Raw genomic sequence first — 14,725 nt, 5'->3', positions numbered from 1 at the left:
CGTGTTCTGTGGACAGCGGCATGACAATAGCGGCGATGCGCGTCAATGCATGTGGAAAAAAGGGCGCATGGGCGATTTGCTTGAGCCCGGCCTATTGTTTCGGCCCCGTCAGCCATGCTTAGACCATCGGCATGATCATCGCCTGTCCCGCCTGTGCGACGCGCTATGTCGTTCCCGACAGTGCGATCGGCGTGGACGGCCGCACGGTGCGCTGTGCCAAGTGCCGGCACAGCTGGTTCCAGGCCGGACCCGAACTGCCCCCCCGTGCCGAGGCATCGGCGTTTCCGCCCGAACCGCCTGCTGCCACCATCGCCGATGCTCCGGCGCCGCAGCCGCCCGAGCCTGCGCCGCCACCGGCGCCATCGCCCAGGGTGCCACCCGCTCCCGCGCCGCTGCCGCCGCGCGGTGAACCCGTCTCTGCGATGGCGGCGCCAGCGGATTTCGCTTCCCCGGTATCGAGCTTCGAACATCAGCCGCCGTTCCGCCCGCGTCGTAATCCCGCGCGGCTGTGGACGGCCGGCGGGGTGACCTTCGCGCTTGCGGTGGCAACCATGATCGGCCTGGTATCGTGGCTCGGGCTACCCGACTGGCTGCCCGTCAGTCGCCCCACGTTCGCCGGCGGGCCGCGCGATCTGGTGCTCTCGTTCCCACCGGCGCGGCAGGACCGGCGTACCTTGTCCAACGGCACCGAGTATTTCGGCGCCAGCGGCACGGTGACCAATGTGGGCAAGGATCTGCGCGACGTGCCGCCGATCCTCATCGTGCTGCGCGATGCGCAAAACCGCGTCGTCTACACCTGGAACGTCGCGCCGCCCAAGGACAAGCTGCGGCCGGGCGAAAGCGTGACGGTGAACGAAGCCGTGACCGATGTTCCCAGGAACGCCAGGTTCGCCGAGATCGGCTGGAAGCCCGACTGAATCCCCGCCGCGCCCGCGCCCGCTGCGACGGCGTAAAAAAGTACCGCCGCCCTGTTGCGGACCCCCCAAACCCCTGCTAGGGGCGCGCTCCTACCCCGACGGGTTCTGGCCAACGGCCGGCCCCGTAACGATATGCGGTCGTGGCGGAATTGGTAGACGCGCAACGTTGAGGTCGTTGTGGGCGAAAGCCCGTGGAAGTTCGAGTCTTCTCGACCGCACCAGGCAGTCCGACGGGCAGACCTGTTTCACCTGTTTGGAAACGCGGGCGCACAAACGACCTGCTCGCATGGGGTTTGGCAGCGCATCATCCCTTGATTGAAGCCTGAGCCGCCGCTCGCCTGTTGCTGGTCTCCAATCCGATCGGCCCCGATCGCTTGGCCACCCGGCCGCCATCTGCACCAGCCGAACCGCCTTCAGGATGACCTGTTTGGGTCTCTCTGGAGATGGGATTGCCGAAACTGGCCGGCGAACGTGATCGAGTCCAACTCATCCCGGCTGTCCGTCACGAAAATCCGGTAACGGCCATCGGCTGTCACGCGCACGATCACGTGCCCTTCCGTGCTCCTGACCATCGGCAGAAATCGGTCGTTTACCGCGCGGCTGGCGGGATCGAGGCGGGTAATGAACGTATCGCGTGGAGGCTGGCCCGGCCAGGCATTGGCCAGGCGCTGAAGCGATGCCATTGCCGGATGCGTGGCATGCCATGCCTGGATGACATAGGCATCGGCATCGAGCGCGCGGGTGAACGCCGGCCCGCACGCATCGAAATAACCATGGTGGTCCGCTGTCGCCACGTCGACACGACCAGCGGCCGCGGCGATCGGAGTCTCGACATCGAGCCACGGCGCGGTGCCATCGTTGGTATCGGCCACAAGATCGCCGCCGGTAAAGTAACGGAACGGCCCATACGCGAGAACGGTAGCGATCGACATGTGGTTTTCGGAAGGGCTCGCTTGCGGCGTCCATGCGTTACGAGGTGGCAGCAGATCGCGCGATGCCTCGCCCGTGCCTGTCCAGACCCGGCCATTCCCGCCAACGAAGCGAATTTCGAACGCGCCGGACTTCCGCGGCTTCACTTGCGTTGCCGAGCCGACCGATGCCCGTTCGACCCGCCGGCCTGCTCTGATCCGCGCGCGCAGCCAGGCCTGGTGGTTCCTTGCGAAAGGCGCATCGATGAGGGGGAGCGGCGCATAGTCCGGAAAACCGCGGTCGATCACGACCGTGGCCGGTATCAGCCCGTCGACTTCGCTGAGCCCGGTCAGAACATAGCCGTCCGGCGAGACGCGGTCTTTGGGCAGGGGCGAGCCGATATGGTCCGGGTGCACATGCGTCGCGATCATGTAATCGAGTGCCGATCGGCCTGCCGCCCGTGCATGGCGCAAGGCATATCTTGCCACCCATTCCCCCGCTGACCGCGTATCGTCGGGGCGAAGCGGCGTCGAGGCCGGCGGGCCACCCCGCGTTGCGCCGCAATCGATCAGCAGCGTCGTTCCATCCGGCCCGAGAACGAAGGTCGCATTGCCGACGCCCGTGTCGATATGGTGGATGTCGAGCGTCCCCGGCGTCCATGGCGGGAGCGTGTCGGACGACGCCTGTGCCCGCGTCTCGCGCGGAAGGATCAGCGAAGCGCCGCCCACGAGACTGCCAAGAAGCATGTCGCGCCGGCGGCACGGAAGCGGCCCCGGCCGCGTGCCGGACCGCGGCTTCAACGTCATCAGAAACGCGCGCCGAGACTGGCGCCGATGATCCTGGGCTCGCCGAGATACTGGCCGCGCACCACCTGGTTCGACGGAATCAGCACATACTTCTGGTCGAGCAGGTTCCGCGCGAAGACCGTGATATTGTAGCGCCGGTCCAGTGTGGCGATGCCGATCGATCCGTTGACCAGCGAATATGCGGGAACCGACAGCGTCGGGTCTTGCGTTGCGCCGGTGAAGTATTGCGACGTATAGGAATAGACGGCATTGCCGATCAGGCGCACCCGGCCCAGCGGGGCATCGATGTCGAGCATGGCCGAAGCCTTGTTCGTTGGCGAGGAGCCGAGCCGGTTTCCGGACAGATCGGCGCCGCCGGGGATGACGAACCGGTCGTATCGCGTATCGAGCCAGCCATAGGTAGCCGTCAGCGTCGCCCAGTCTGTCGGCTTTGCGGTTACCTGTGCTTCAACGCCGTGGATCGTTGCCCGGCCGGCGTTGGTGATATTGAGCACGCGGGTAAGGTTGTTGAAGTACAGTTCCTGCTTGTTGCGATACTTGGAGATGAACGCGGCCACGTCGGCTGTCAGCCTGCCCCCCAGCAGATCGGCCTTGAAGCCACCTTCGAAATTGTCGAGCGTCTCCGGCTCGAACGCGGCGTTGAAAGCAACCCTCGTGGCGGCCTGGCTGTTGAACCCGCCGGCGGTGTAGCCGCGCGAATAGGTTGCGTAGAGCATTGTCGAGCGGCTGGGCTTGAGCTGCACCGATGCGCGTGGCGTGAACTGGCTCCAGTTTCGCCGCGCACCGTCTTCGGCATAGTTGCTGGCGCTGTTGATCAGGTTCGAAAAGGCGATGTCGGTCTTCTTGTGATCCCAGGTGTAGCGCGCGCCACCGGTGATCGCGAGGTAGGACGTCAGGTTGACGGTCCCGTCGATGAACACGGCCGCAGTCTGGCTCAGCGCCCGCGCCTGCCAGAGCTGGTTGGTCACGAGGGCGCCGGTCCTCGCGGCGAGTGCCGTCTGGTTCAGGCGCCGGCTCGAGACATCCGAGGCGAGAAAGATGCCGGCAACGAACCGGCCGCGGTCCCATTCGGGCGAAGCCAGTCTTATTTCCTGCGAAAACGCCGATACCCGATCGCGATCGTCGGTAAGCGCCTGGCTTTGTGTGCCGGTGAGGAAGATATAATTGGCCGCGACGTTCGAATAGATGTCGGTCGAACGCGAACCGCGCCAGGCGGTCACGCTGGTGATCCGGCCCAGATCGGTATCGAGAAACAGGCGCGCCGACACGCCATAGACCGAGCGATCGAAGTTCTGCGGCGTCCCGCTCTCGGCAGTGCGCGGGTCGCCATCGTCGCCCGCGCCGATCGAGGACAAGGTGCGGCCACCTGCCTTGTCGGCGGCATAGTCCGCGCCGATCAGGGCTTCGAGCCGGTCATTCAGCCGGACGCGAAGCTGGCCCCGGGTGTTGACGCTGTCGAGATTGTCGAGTTCCTGGCCGGTCAAGCGGTCGCGGCCCCAGCCATCACGTCGGCGGACGGACAGCGCCACGCGGCCGGCAGCGTTGTCGCTCAGCCCGACGTCGGCCAGCGTATCGAGCTCTGCCGTCCCGTACGATCCGCCGGTAACGCGCATGCGCATGGCCGATTGGCCATAGTCCGGCCGGCCAGTGTCGAACACGAGCGCGCCGCCGGTCACGTTCTTGCCGAACAGGGTGCCTTGCGGCCCGCGCAGCACCTCGATCGAAGACAGGCCGAACAATTGGAACGTCGACGCGCTGTTGCGCGGCAGGTAGACGTCGTCGACGAAAACGCCGACTGGCTTGTCGACGCCGATCTGGCTGAACGTATTGGTCGATCCGCGAATGGCGATAACTGGCGATCCCAGGCTGAAGTTGGAAACCAGAAGCCCCGGCGTGATGCGCGAAAGATCGCGCAGTTCGTTGATGCGGGCGTTCTCGATCGTCTGCTGGTTGACGGCCGTGAGCGAGATGGGCACATCGACCGCACGCTCCAGCCGTCGCTGGGCGGTGACCAGGATTTCGCCATCGCCATTGTCGGGCCTCGCTGCGGCCTGATCGCCTGGACCGGCCGGAACTTTGCGCAGCACGATCACGTTGCCCTTGTCGGAAGCGACTTCAAGACCCGTGTCGGTGATGAGACGCTTGAGCGCCGCGCGGGGGTCGAGCGATCCTCTGACGGGCTTGCTCCTTACGGATGCCGGCAAATCGGCCGGTGCCACGACCTGCAGGCCCGACTGGCGCGCGAAAGCCGAGATGGCTGCCGGCACGGTCTGGGCGGGAATGTCGAACCGTGTCGTCTGCGCCAGGGCCGGTGCCGCACACACGGCCACGGCCATCGGCACGCCACCGAGAAATCCATGTCTCGAAATCATCTTGTCCCCCGAACTCCACCGAGCGCATCGCCCAACTGCACTTCGGATGCACGGCGATGGCCGTCCCGCCATCTGCGGCTGGTAATTTTCAGCTGCGGGACAAGACGATGTCGTTGCCGCGCCGCACGCACGTCAGCCCCAGGCTGAGCGCCACGTTCTCGGCAAAGCCCGCCGGATCGCTGGTGGCATAGACGCCGGCAATGTGCAGGTTGGCGATGGAGGGATCGGCAAGCCTGATCCTGACATCCGAATAGCGGCTGAATTCTTCGGCTGCTTCGGACAGGGTCATGCCCTGCAGGTCGATCTTGCCGCCCCGCCAGGCGAGCGCGCTGCCAAGTTGCGCGGGGTTGAGCGTTTCGATCACCGGCGTGGCGGCAGCATCGATCGAAAAGGCGATGCCCGCATGCACCCTGCCGAGCACGGTATCCTGCCGGCTGACTTCGACGATGCCTTCGGTCACGACCACCTTTATCGCATCAGGGCCATTGCGCCGGACAGTAAAGCTCGTCCCTATGGCGCGCACCGCAAAGTCGCCTGCCCGGACGATGAAAGGCCGCGCCGGGTCTTTGGCCACGTCGAACAGCGCCTCGCCCTGCAGAAGGTCGATCCGTCGCAAGGCGGGCGTCAGTTCGGGGCGGAGTTGTGTCATCGTGTTGAGCGTGATCGTGGACCCTTCGTGCAGGGCGATTTCACGGACCGTGCCCTTGGCCGTTCCGATCGGGGGCAGCGCGCGGGTGCTGGCATTGCGGCCCAGCACATAGATGCCAAGTCCCGCCCCGCAGGCGACCGCCACACTCGCCGCTGCGGCCATGAACTGCCGCCGCGCGGGCTGCGCGAGCGGGCGATGCTTCGCCGCGAACCCGTCTCCCAGCGCTGCCACGCGATCGAGATGCAGATCGAGTGCCATCGCCCGTGCATAGGCACCAGCGTGGCGGGGGTCCGCAGCGGCCCACCGCTCCAGTTCCCGTTGCTCGCTTTCCGAGAGAGGCCGGCGATCGATCCGCGCAACCCAGTCTGCCGCCGCCTGTTCGATCTCAGCGGCGGTCATGCGTCGCTTGGTCGGCTCCATCGGTTCGGATCGCTTCATGATCATAAGATGGCGCGGCATCGCCTTTTCCGCCACGTCCAATTGCGCGACCAAGAATGCCGAGCGCTTTGCCGATGTGCTTTTCGACCGTGTTTTCCGAAACGGACATCGCGGCGGCCACCTCGCGCTGGCTCAAGCCCTGGACCTTGCGCAGGACGAAAGCCTCGCGGCACTTGGCGGGAAGCGCCTCGATCAGCTGTGACAGGCGGCCAAGTTCCTGTCGTCCGGCCGCGATGGTTTCGGGCGAGGGCGCCGGGTCGGGGATGCGCAGCGCATCGAATTCCGCGATGGCACTGAAGGCCACCACCCGCGACTTGCGAAGCCCTTGAAGGATAACCGATTTCGCTACCTGAAAGAAATAGATGCGCGGATGGTGGATATGGTCGACCGACTGCAATCCTGCAAGAATCGCATAGCTTTCCTGGATGACATCGTCGACGTCGAGCCCGGGTACGGCACGGCGGTTGAGCCATGAACGCAATTCAGGCTCGTGCACGAGAATGTGCTGCTTGAGCCACAAGGCCCGGTCCGGTGTCGCAAGAGTCACGGCCAGGCATATGCCCGGCGAATATGACAGTTCGCGATAGGTGCCCTTTCGCCATGATGCGCAAGCAGTATTCTTGCCGGATCCACAGCCTTGCGCGTCTTGCTGCAGTAGATCGCACGTACGTCCAGTGCAGCCAGCCATGGCCGATGCGCGTTCTCTGGTCCGGCGCGCGCCTTTGCCGGAAGCCGGACCTTGGCAAACCGCGCCACTGCCCGCTTACCGGCCGCGGTTCGACGATGCGGGGGAAAGGGTCGTCATGTCGGAAGGCTGCCAGGCTGGCGCGACACTGACGTAGAATTCCAGGCGCGTTTCGGCACGGATGCCGTGGGGCACGCCGGGCGGCAGCAGTACGACCGAACCCTGTGCAACCGTCTGCGCCTTGTCCCCGATCGTGACGCGGCCCGTCCCGGCTGTCACGATCATGACTTCATGCCCTTCGCGCGTCACCGTCAGGGGAATCTCCGCGTCCTTCTGCAGTAAGAACCGCGCCGTGCTGATCGTCTCGGAATGCTGCCGCGCCGTGCGGCCGACCAGCTCCTCCACCGTAACGGGTGGAACCAGCACGGGCGCGGGTCCTGCGCCGGCCGGGCGGGCGGCGGAACCGGGCCGGGTCAGTTCCTTGATTTCCTGCGCGAATTTTGGATAGAGCGCTATCAGCTCGTCGCGATAGCCGGGCTCGTAATCCTGATACTCGAAGCCTGGCGAAAGCGTGTTGGCGCCGAAACTGTACGCGATTTTCGCGTCGCCGATCGGGCGGGCACCCATCCAGGTGCCGCGGGGCACCATGATCTGCGGCTCTTCGCCTTTCAGCACGTTTCCGCCCCAGATCCGCGTCTCGCCGCGCCCGTCGGGATAAAGCAGCAGAAGCCGCGCCGGGCTTCCGCCATAGAAGTGCCAGAGTTCGTCGGTGGCTAGGCGGTGCATGGCCGAGAAATCCCGCCGGGTCATGACCGCGTAGATCGCGGTATAGGCGGAGCGCTTGCCCGGATAGCGTGCCGCGAGCGCGCCTTCGATCAGGTCGTCGCTCTTGTGCGTCTGCAGGAACCAGGGGCCCTCGTGCGGGATGTTCTGCATGTGAAAATGCCGGATCAGCTTGCGCGCTTCTGGCGGGACGGACAGATCCGGAGTGTCTGTCGGCACAGGTTGGGCGGATGCGGCCGCGCCCGAAAGCAACGCGAGAGCGGCAAGAAGCGGTTTCAACATGGGGCCCCCTTCGGCTGGCGCCCCACGTTGGCAAATCCGCCTGCTCCTGCCTATCGAAATTCCGGCCCTCGCGCGGCCTCTGGCGATTTCTAGAAATCGAAACGCAGCGAGCTGGATACCGTCCTGCCGTTGGCGGCACGGGCAAAACCGATGCCGTTGGCCGGTACGCTGGATTGGTTCACTTCAAAAATTCCCAGCGTATCGAACAGGTTCTGGGCGTTGACCGTCAACCGCAGCCGCTCGCCCGCGCGAAGCTGCAGAAACGCGCCAACCGTGGTAAAGCCGGGCATGCGCAGCTGATTGCTGTCCTGGGCATAGCTGCCGGTGATCGTGACCACGCTGGCCCCCGCCGCGATCCGGCCCAGATCGACCTGGGGCACGGCGATGAACGTCCAGTCCGGCTGGTGCCGCGGCTCCTTGCCCGTCAGCGACGGATCGAGCCGGTCGAGCGTGATTTTCGCTTTGGTATAGGTTGCGCCCAGCATCAGGTTGAACGCACCTTTCTGCACCGTGCCTTCCAGTTCGACACCATCGGCCTTGTACGTGCGATCGGTGCGATTGGCCGATCCGTTGAGCACGTTGTGATCGTCGGCCTGGGCATGGAACAGCGTGGCGTTGAGCGTCATCCCGTTCTTGCGAAACTTGAACCCGCCTTCGATCTGCGTGACCTTGTCGGCCTTGTCGCGATCGTTGGCGACACCGCCCGTCGCGTTGCTCACCACCGGCGTGAACAGGATCTTGTCGGCATTGGCCCGCGCGCCCAGGCTGTAGCGCGCGAAAAGCGAGAACGGTTCGGCCAGGCGATAATTGATGCCCGCCGAATAGCTGACGTAGCCATAGTTGTATCGGACGGGAGCGGGCCGGTCGAACGGCAGATAGGCCACGCGGGTTTCGGCCGTGCTGATGACTCCGTCGCGGTTGATGTCGAGCGAAGTGAGGCCGACGCGCCCTTCGCCAAGATCGGCGCCGACCAGCTGCCCGCGCACGCGGCCGAGATCATAGCGCAGGCTGGCGCCGATCGCGATCTTGCCGAAATGGTAATTTACCGAACCGTAAGGCGCGACGACGCGGTAATCGACATCGAATGCCCGGCGGAACAAGCTGCTCGCGCGGGCGAAAGCGAAATAGCCGTTCACCGTCTGCCGCACGCCCGCCGCATTGAACACATCGACCATGGCCGTCCCGCCGTCTCCGGCGGCGTCGATGTTCATCGCGGTGTGCAGCCAGGTGGTATGCAGGGCCTGCGTCGCCACATAAAGCCCGGCGGTGGTGGTGAGCTTGCCCCCCGGCAGATCCCACACGCGGGTCGCGCGCAGATCGTTGGTGAAATTGTCGAGGCTGCGGGCGCGGGTATACGAGACGAAGTAGAGCGCCAGCAGGCCATTGCCGTTGATGAGGCTGCCCGTCGGGATCGTCTGGCCGGCAAGCGGCCCGCTGGCATATTGCGCCGTTGCCCCGGCGCCGCTCTGCCCGGCGGCAAAGGCCGACACGGTATTGGCGCTGTTGGGGAACGCGCGGCTGAAATCGCCGCCGTTGGCGGCATAGCGGGCGCGCTCCGTCACCGTCCAGCCGCCCATGTCGAACTGGGCTTCGAAGCCCAGCGATTTCGAGATCGCGCGCTGGCCCGTATCGATCGGAAACGCGGCCAGGCTGTTGTTTTCATCGAGCGTGATCACCGGCCCCAGGAACGACGAGAGCACCGAATCACGGCGCAGATCGAAGCCGGGAAAGCTGCGATAGACCGGCTTGTCGTTCGTGCCGGAGATATTGACGAAGTACGGCGCAAAAGTGGGCGAGCGATCGTCGAGATACTTGAGATAGAGCCGGAGATAGCCACCGCTTGCGAACGTGCGCGTGACGTTGAAATTCACCTGCCCGCCGCGCCAGCCGTCGAAGCCGACATGGCGCGGGCCTTCGCCCTGGCGGAAGAAACCGCCGACGTTGAAACGCGTGTCGCCGTCCAGCCGCCCCCCGACATTGAAATCGAGCCGCTTCTCGTCGAAGTCCAGCCCGCTCGAAAGCTGCACGCTGCCGCCCTCGCTCTCGCCGGTGCGCGAAATGATGTTGATCAGCCCGCCCGGCGAATTCGATGCGAAAGTCGAAGCCGATCCTCCGCGGATCGTTTCGATCTGGCTGACCGTGAAATCGTTGCGGAGGTAGACATCGGTGCCCACGTTGAACAGGTCGCCGAATTCCAGCACCGGCAGCCCGTCTTCCTGGAATTGCATGTACTTCGATCCGCCGGCGGCAAGCGGCAGCCCGCGTACGGTATAGTTGTTGTTGCCCTCGCCGATGTTGTTGGCCACGCGCAGGCCGGCCATCGTGCGCAACACGTCGCCCAGCGGGCGCGGGCCAAACTTCTGGATTTCGTCCCCGCGCAGCGCGCTGGTCGATGTGGCGCTGTCCAGCCGGTCGCGGCCCTTGGCCACGCCGGTCGAAAAGATTTCCCGCGGCGGCAGGGGCTGGGCGCGCGGGTCTGGTGCCGCATCGGCCTGTCGGGCAACCTGGCCGGCCGGAGCGTCTTCGGCCTCGCCGGCCCGGGCAGGAACGGCGACCAGCGCGATCTGCGCCGCGCTGACGAGCAAAATCGTCTTCGTCATTTTCGAACGACCTCCCTCATGCCGTGCACCGCGCAGGTGCCGGACGTTTTCCGAATGCGGGGATGTAGTCGCCGGTTCGCCAGCGCCGGACTAAACCGGCCCTATGGAAGATTGCTAAGGCCAAAGCACCGATGCCGCCTTGCAGAAAAAGGGCCTGACGCGGTGCCGGCCAAGCGACAGCGCGGTGGGGACGCCAGTGCTTTGGCGCATGGTGGCAAGCTCCGATCCGCCAGTTTCCGGCAGGTTAGCGGAGAGCACCTATCTGCGGCGTTGCATCATGAGGAATGGCCATGGCCATCGCGATCCTGCCTGTGGCGCTGATCTCTAGGCCTTCCGCGCGTGGAAGATCGGCCTGGCTGCGACCGCTGCCGTCATGCTTGGCCGGTGTGAGCACACCGCTTTCAAATATCACCGGTGCCACGGCACCGCATGGTCCCGCGGCGCGTCCAACCTTGCCAGGATATTGGCGACATGGCGCGGCAGGACATCAAGATGCCGGGCCAGATCGACGAACACGACAACCGCTCCCCCGCGGCACCGCCCGGGTTATCGACCGCACGTCGTCGCGGATGCGGGCAAAGAACGAGCTATGCGCTTTACGTCCCCGCTGCCGGTTCGTCAGGCCGGAACAGGCGCGAGGATGCGTTCGGCCAAGGCCGTGCCCGACGCCCAGGCGCCTTGGACCGTGGGTTCGGTCAGCCAATCCCCGCAGGCGCCCAGCCGCAACGTGCCGTCCCACAAAGCCGTTGCGCCGGTGCCGGCCGGCCGGGCAAAGCGCCAGCGGTGGGCGCGGGCGACCAGCGGCTCGGGCAGGGGACGGCCGATCAGGCTGACAAATTCCTTGGCGATCAGGCCGATCACGGCGTCGGGCGTCATTTCCAGATGGACGCGCGACCAGTGCGGCGTGGCGTGGATGATCCAGCATTCCGGCTCGCCGACCTGCGGGCCGCCGCGGCCGGGCTTGGCGGAATTGCGCGCGGCCCAGGCCAGGGCGCCGTTGCCGTGCCGAACCGACCAATCCACCGGCAGCGGATCGGCCCAGGCCATCATCGCGGTCCAGCAGGCTTCGGATGCGACGCTGGCGGCCGCGCGCGCCATGGGGAAGGCGTGAAGCGACAGCAAGGGCGCGGCCTGTTCGGCCGGCGTTGCCACGATCACGGCATCGAACGGGCCGCGCCGGCCCCCTTCCAGCACCAGCCACCAGTGGCGGCCATCGTGAACCAGGCCTTTGACCAGGCATTCGAACGTGACATCGTGCTTGTGAGCGAGATCGGCAACCAGAGCGTTCATGCCAGGCACGCCAACGTAGGCATCCGGCCCGGCGGCAGGCCAGGGTGCCACCACCCCGCGCGCCGCCCAATCCGCGATCTGATGGGCGAAGGCAGGCAGCGTGGCCGTGCAGAACTGCGCACCGTGATCGAACCGGGCCTGGCCATGGGGCGTGTCGATCCGCCGGGTCGACATGCGCCCGCCCGGCCCGCGGCCCTTGTCGAACGCGCTCACCGTGTGGCCGGCCTTAACCAGCCGATCCGCGCAGGTCAGCCCGGCCAGTCCGGCACCGATGATCCCGAAATGCACGGCCGCCACCCTCCGTGCTTCATCCACGACCCATAAGCGACATCACTTCACGGCGGGAACTGGCATCGTCCAGGAAGCAGCCAAGCATGCGGCTGGTGACCATGCCGACGCCCGGTGTGCAGACACCACGCCCCGTCATGCAGCCGTGCTGCGCCTCGATCACCACGGCCACGCCCTGGGGCTGCAGATGATCCCAGATGCACTGCGCCACTTCGGCCGTCAGGCGTTCCTGCACCTGCAGCCGGCGGGCATAGCCGTGCAGCACACGCGCCAGCTTGGAAATGCCGACGACGCGGTTCCGGGGCAGATAGGCGATCGACGCCTTGCCGGTGATCGGCGCCAGATGGTGTTCGCAGTGCGACTGAAACGGAATGTCCCGCAGCAGCACGATCTCGTCATAGCCACCCACTTCGGCAAAAGTGCGGGTCAGATGTACGCTGGGATCTTCGCGATAACCCTGGCAATATTCGAGCCAGGCCCGGCCGACGCGCGCCGGCGTATCGAGCAATCCCTCGCGCGACGGGTCGTCGCCGGCCCAGCGCAACAACGTGCGGACGGCATCCTGTACCACTTCGGGAACGGCGGGTTTATCCGCAGGGCCGTGGCCGCAAACGCCGTCGGCGTCTTCATCGGCAACAAAATCGAGGGCGATCACATTCATGGTGGGTCACTCCGGCCCGGAATGACCGCACGCAAGAGGCGCGCAGCGGGGCAAGGCCGGGCATGCACTTCGGACTTGCAGTTGGCGGCGTGCCGCTTCAACATGGCAGAAAGGACACTAGAGCCAAGCGCGGCCCGTGCCACATGAGGAATCATGCTGATATCCGAGATGATAACGGCAAGCCCGGTCGCTGCGGTCATCAGCAACCCGCGCTTGCCCGACAACCCGATCGTGGAATGCAATGCCGCGTTCGAAGCATTGACCGGTTATGAGCGGGACGAAATCATCGGCCGCAACTGCCGCTTCCTGCGCGGCCCCGGCACCGAGCAGGATCTGACCGAGGAATTGCGCGCGGGCATTCGCGAAGGGCGCCCAGTGCTGGTGGAAATTATCAATTATCGCAAGGACGGCACCCCGTTCCGCAACGCGGTGATGGTCGCGCCGATTTTCGACGCGCAGGGCGAGCTGGAATATTTCCTGGGTTCCCAAGTCGATGTCAGCAAGGCGTCGGATCTGGAAGCCGGGCAGGGCGTGGGCGCCGCCCGGGCCCAGGCCGCGCGCGATGCCGTGGCACTGTTATCTCCGCGCCAGCGCGAGATTCTGGTGCACATGGCCGCGGGCAAGCTCAACAAGCAGATCGCCTACGAGCTCGGCCTGTCGGAACGCACGGTGAAAATGCACCGCTCGTCCGTCATTCGCACTCTGGGCGTCCGTACCAGCGCCGATGCCATCCGCATGGCGGTGGAAGCAGGGTACTAGGCCGTAAACTCGTGAATGCCGCCATCGCGGCGGCGTCCCTGCGGGGTTTGCCCAAACGGCCATTTGCCGCGTCAACCGGGCTTTAAATATCGACATATTCCTGCGCCACGGCCTAAGCAGGCCAGACCTTGCCCGCGGGGCATCTTCAGCACCCGTCGGTCAGCAGCCGTTCCAATCGTCCAGGGCCAGGTTGCCGGCAACCGATGCCGCCAGCCATGCTGGTGCCGGGCGCGATTCCGTAGCCTTAAATACGGCGTGCGGGCCGGCTTGCGGAGCGGGCATGGCGATCGTCACCACATTGGGTTCCGGCAGGGCATTGCCGTCCTGTCGGCCAAGCTGCTCCATCAGACATGGCGCGCCACCCGGAAGGGCATGAGTGCCGATCGTGATTTCCGCAGCCATCGCGGTGTCGGGCCGGGTCATGACATCCATCTCCGACACCATGCGCGAAATGGCGCCGATGCCGTCCGCCTGTTGTTCCGCCGCCTCGGCAATCTCCTCGACCAGGCTGGAAACCGCGTTCACTTCGCCCGCGATCTGGCTAAGCGCCTGGCCGCTGCCTTCGATCAGGGCAACGCCGCCGGCGATCTGTTCGGTACTGGCGGTTATCAGCGCCCTGATGTCTCTGGCCGCGTCGGCGCTGCGCTGGGCCAGGGCGCGCACTTCCGATGCCACCACGGCAAAGCCCTTGCCGGCCTCGCCCGCGCGCGCGGCTTCCACCCCGGCATTGAGGGCAAGCAGATTGGTCTGAAAGGCGATGCTGTCGATCACCCCCATGATGTCGGCCATCTGGCGCGATGTGCCTTCGATCGCGCGCATGGCTCCGGCCGCACCCTGCGCGATCGTTTCCACTCTGTCGGCCGTATCGCGGGCCAGGTGCAGGCGACGGCAGGTCTGCCGGGCGTTGTCTGCGGTGATCCTGGCTTTGCCGGTGAACGCGTCGAGTGTTTGCGCCGCCTGTGCCAGGACACTGGCCTGCCGGTTCGATCGCGCCGACAGATCCGCCGAAGCGGCGGCAATTTCGTCGATGCCCAGCCTGATGGTGCCGCAGCCGGCCACGATGCGGTCCAGCACATGGTTCATTCTGCCCGACGCCACGTGATCGCCCGCCTGCAACAGGCTCCCGACCGCTTCGTCCTGATCGGCCGGGCCGCTGTCGGCTGCCGCGACGGCAACCTCACCGTCGGCAGACCCGGCCCGTTCCGCGCGGTCGCGTCCCATTGCCGCAAAGGCAGACGTCAACTTGGCGGAAAGATCGAAACGCAGCATGGCTACAGGCTCCGGCC

11 protein-coding genes and 1 tRNA gene are annotated in these 14,725 nt (G+C 65.7%); 3 read left to right on the top strand and 9 right to left on the bottom strand.

Annotated features, from left to right (window positions below; genetic code table 11):
* The first annotated feature begins 131 nt into the window (after positions 1-131).
* A complete protein-coding gene (locus tag AC3EDY_RS07230; RefSeq protein WP_488571803.1) occupies positions 132-917 on the top strand; it encodes an MJ0042-type zinc finger domain-containing protein in 786 nt (261 codons plus the stop codon).
* A gap of 134 nt (positions 918-1,051) precedes the next feature.
* Positions 1,052-1,138: transfer RNA gene (locus AC3EDY_RS07225), tRNA-Leu, on the top strand.
* Between the two features lie 192 nt (positions 1,139-1,330).
* Here AC3EDY_RS07225 and AC3EDY_RS07220 read toward each other — a convergent pair.
* The 8 genes from AC3EDY_RS07220 to folE all read right to left on the bottom strand — a co-directional run bounded on the left by AC3EDY_RS07220 (position 1,331) and on the right by folE (position 12,680).
* Entirely contained in the window at positions 1,331-2,572 is a 1,242-nt protein-coding gene (locus tag AC3EDY_RS07220; RefSeq protein ID WP_488571802.1) for a ComEC/Rec2 family competence protein, read from the bottom strand.
* 59 nt (positions 2,573-2,631) lie between these two features.
* Positions 2,632-5,004, bottom strand: a complete 2,373-nt coding sequence (locus tag AC3EDY_RS07215) for a TonB-dependent receptor (protein ID WP_488571801.1) — start codon at positions 5,002-5,004, stop codon at positions 2,632-2,634.
* An 88-nt stretch (positions 5,005-5,092) separates the two neighbouring features.
* Positions 5,093-6,052 (bottom strand): FecR family protein, encoded by a 960-nt coding sequence (locus tag AC3EDY_RS07210; protein ID WP_488571800.1) that lies wholly within the window; start codon positions 6,050-6,052, stop codon positions 5,093-5,095.
* Complete coding sequence (locus AC3EDY_RS07205) at positions 6,039-6,638, bottom strand: RNA polymerase sigma factor (protein WP_488571799.1); 600 nt, start codon at positions 6,636-6,638, stop codon at positions 6,039-6,041. The genes AC3EDY_RS07210 and AC3EDY_RS07205 overlap by 14 nt, the downstream gene beginning before the upstream one ends.
* Before the next feature lie 216 nt (positions 6,639-6,854).
* Entirely contained in the window at positions 6,855-7,841 is a 987-nt protein-coding gene (locus tag AC3EDY_RS07200) for a cupin domain-containing protein (protein WP_488571798.1), read from the bottom strand.
* A gap of 89 nt (positions 7,842-7,930) precedes the next feature.
* The gene (locus AC3EDY_RS07195) at positions 7,931-10,441 is read right to left on the bottom strand and encodes a TonB-dependent receptor domain-containing protein (RefSeq protein WP_488571797.1); all 2,511 of its coding nucleotides are present in this window, start codon (positions 10,439-10,441) and stop codon (positions 7,931-7,933) included.
* Between the two features lie 618 nt (positions 10,442-11,059).
* The gene (locus AC3EDY_RS07190) at positions 11,060-12,019 is read right to left on the bottom strand and encodes an NAD(P)/FAD-dependent oxidoreductase (RefSeq protein ID WP_488571796.1); all 960 of its coding nucleotides are present in this window, start codon (positions 12,017-12,019) and stop codon (positions 11,060-11,062) included.
* 19 nt (positions 12,020-12,038) lie between these two features.
* Entirely contained in the window at positions 12,039-12,680 is a 642-nt protein-coding gene (folE, locus tag AC3EDY_RS07185; RefSeq protein WP_488571795.1) for a GTP cyclohydrolase I FolE, read from the bottom strand.
* A 153-nt stretch (positions 12,681-12,833) separates the two neighbouring features.
* Between folE and AC3EDY_RS07180 the strand changes: the two genes are divergently transcribed.
* Positions 12,834-13,439 carry a response regulator transcription factor gene (locus AC3EDY_RS07180; RefSeq protein WP_488571794.1) on the top strand — a complete coding sequence of 202 codons (606 nt, stop codon included), beginning with the start codon at positions 12,834-12,836 and terminating at the stop codon, positions 13,437-13,439.
* A 159-nt stretch (positions 13,440-13,598) separates the two neighbouring features.
* On the opposite strand, the gene AC3EDY_RS07175 is transcribed toward AC3EDY_RS07180, so the two are convergent.
* The gene (locus AC3EDY_RS07175; RefSeq protein ID WP_488571793.1) at positions 13,599-14,708 is read right to left on the bottom strand and encodes a methyl-accepting chemotaxis protein; all 1,110 of its coding nucleotides are present in this window, start codon (positions 14,706-14,708) and stop codon (positions 13,599-13,601) included.
* Between the last annotated feature and the right edge of the window lie 17 nt (positions 14,709-14,725).

The sequence above is a fragment of the Novosphingobium sp. DS6-6 genome (assembly GCF_057784975.1).
The sequence above is the reverse complement of the archived record's forward strand: the minus strand, read 5'-3'. Positions and strand labels throughout refer to the sequence as shown.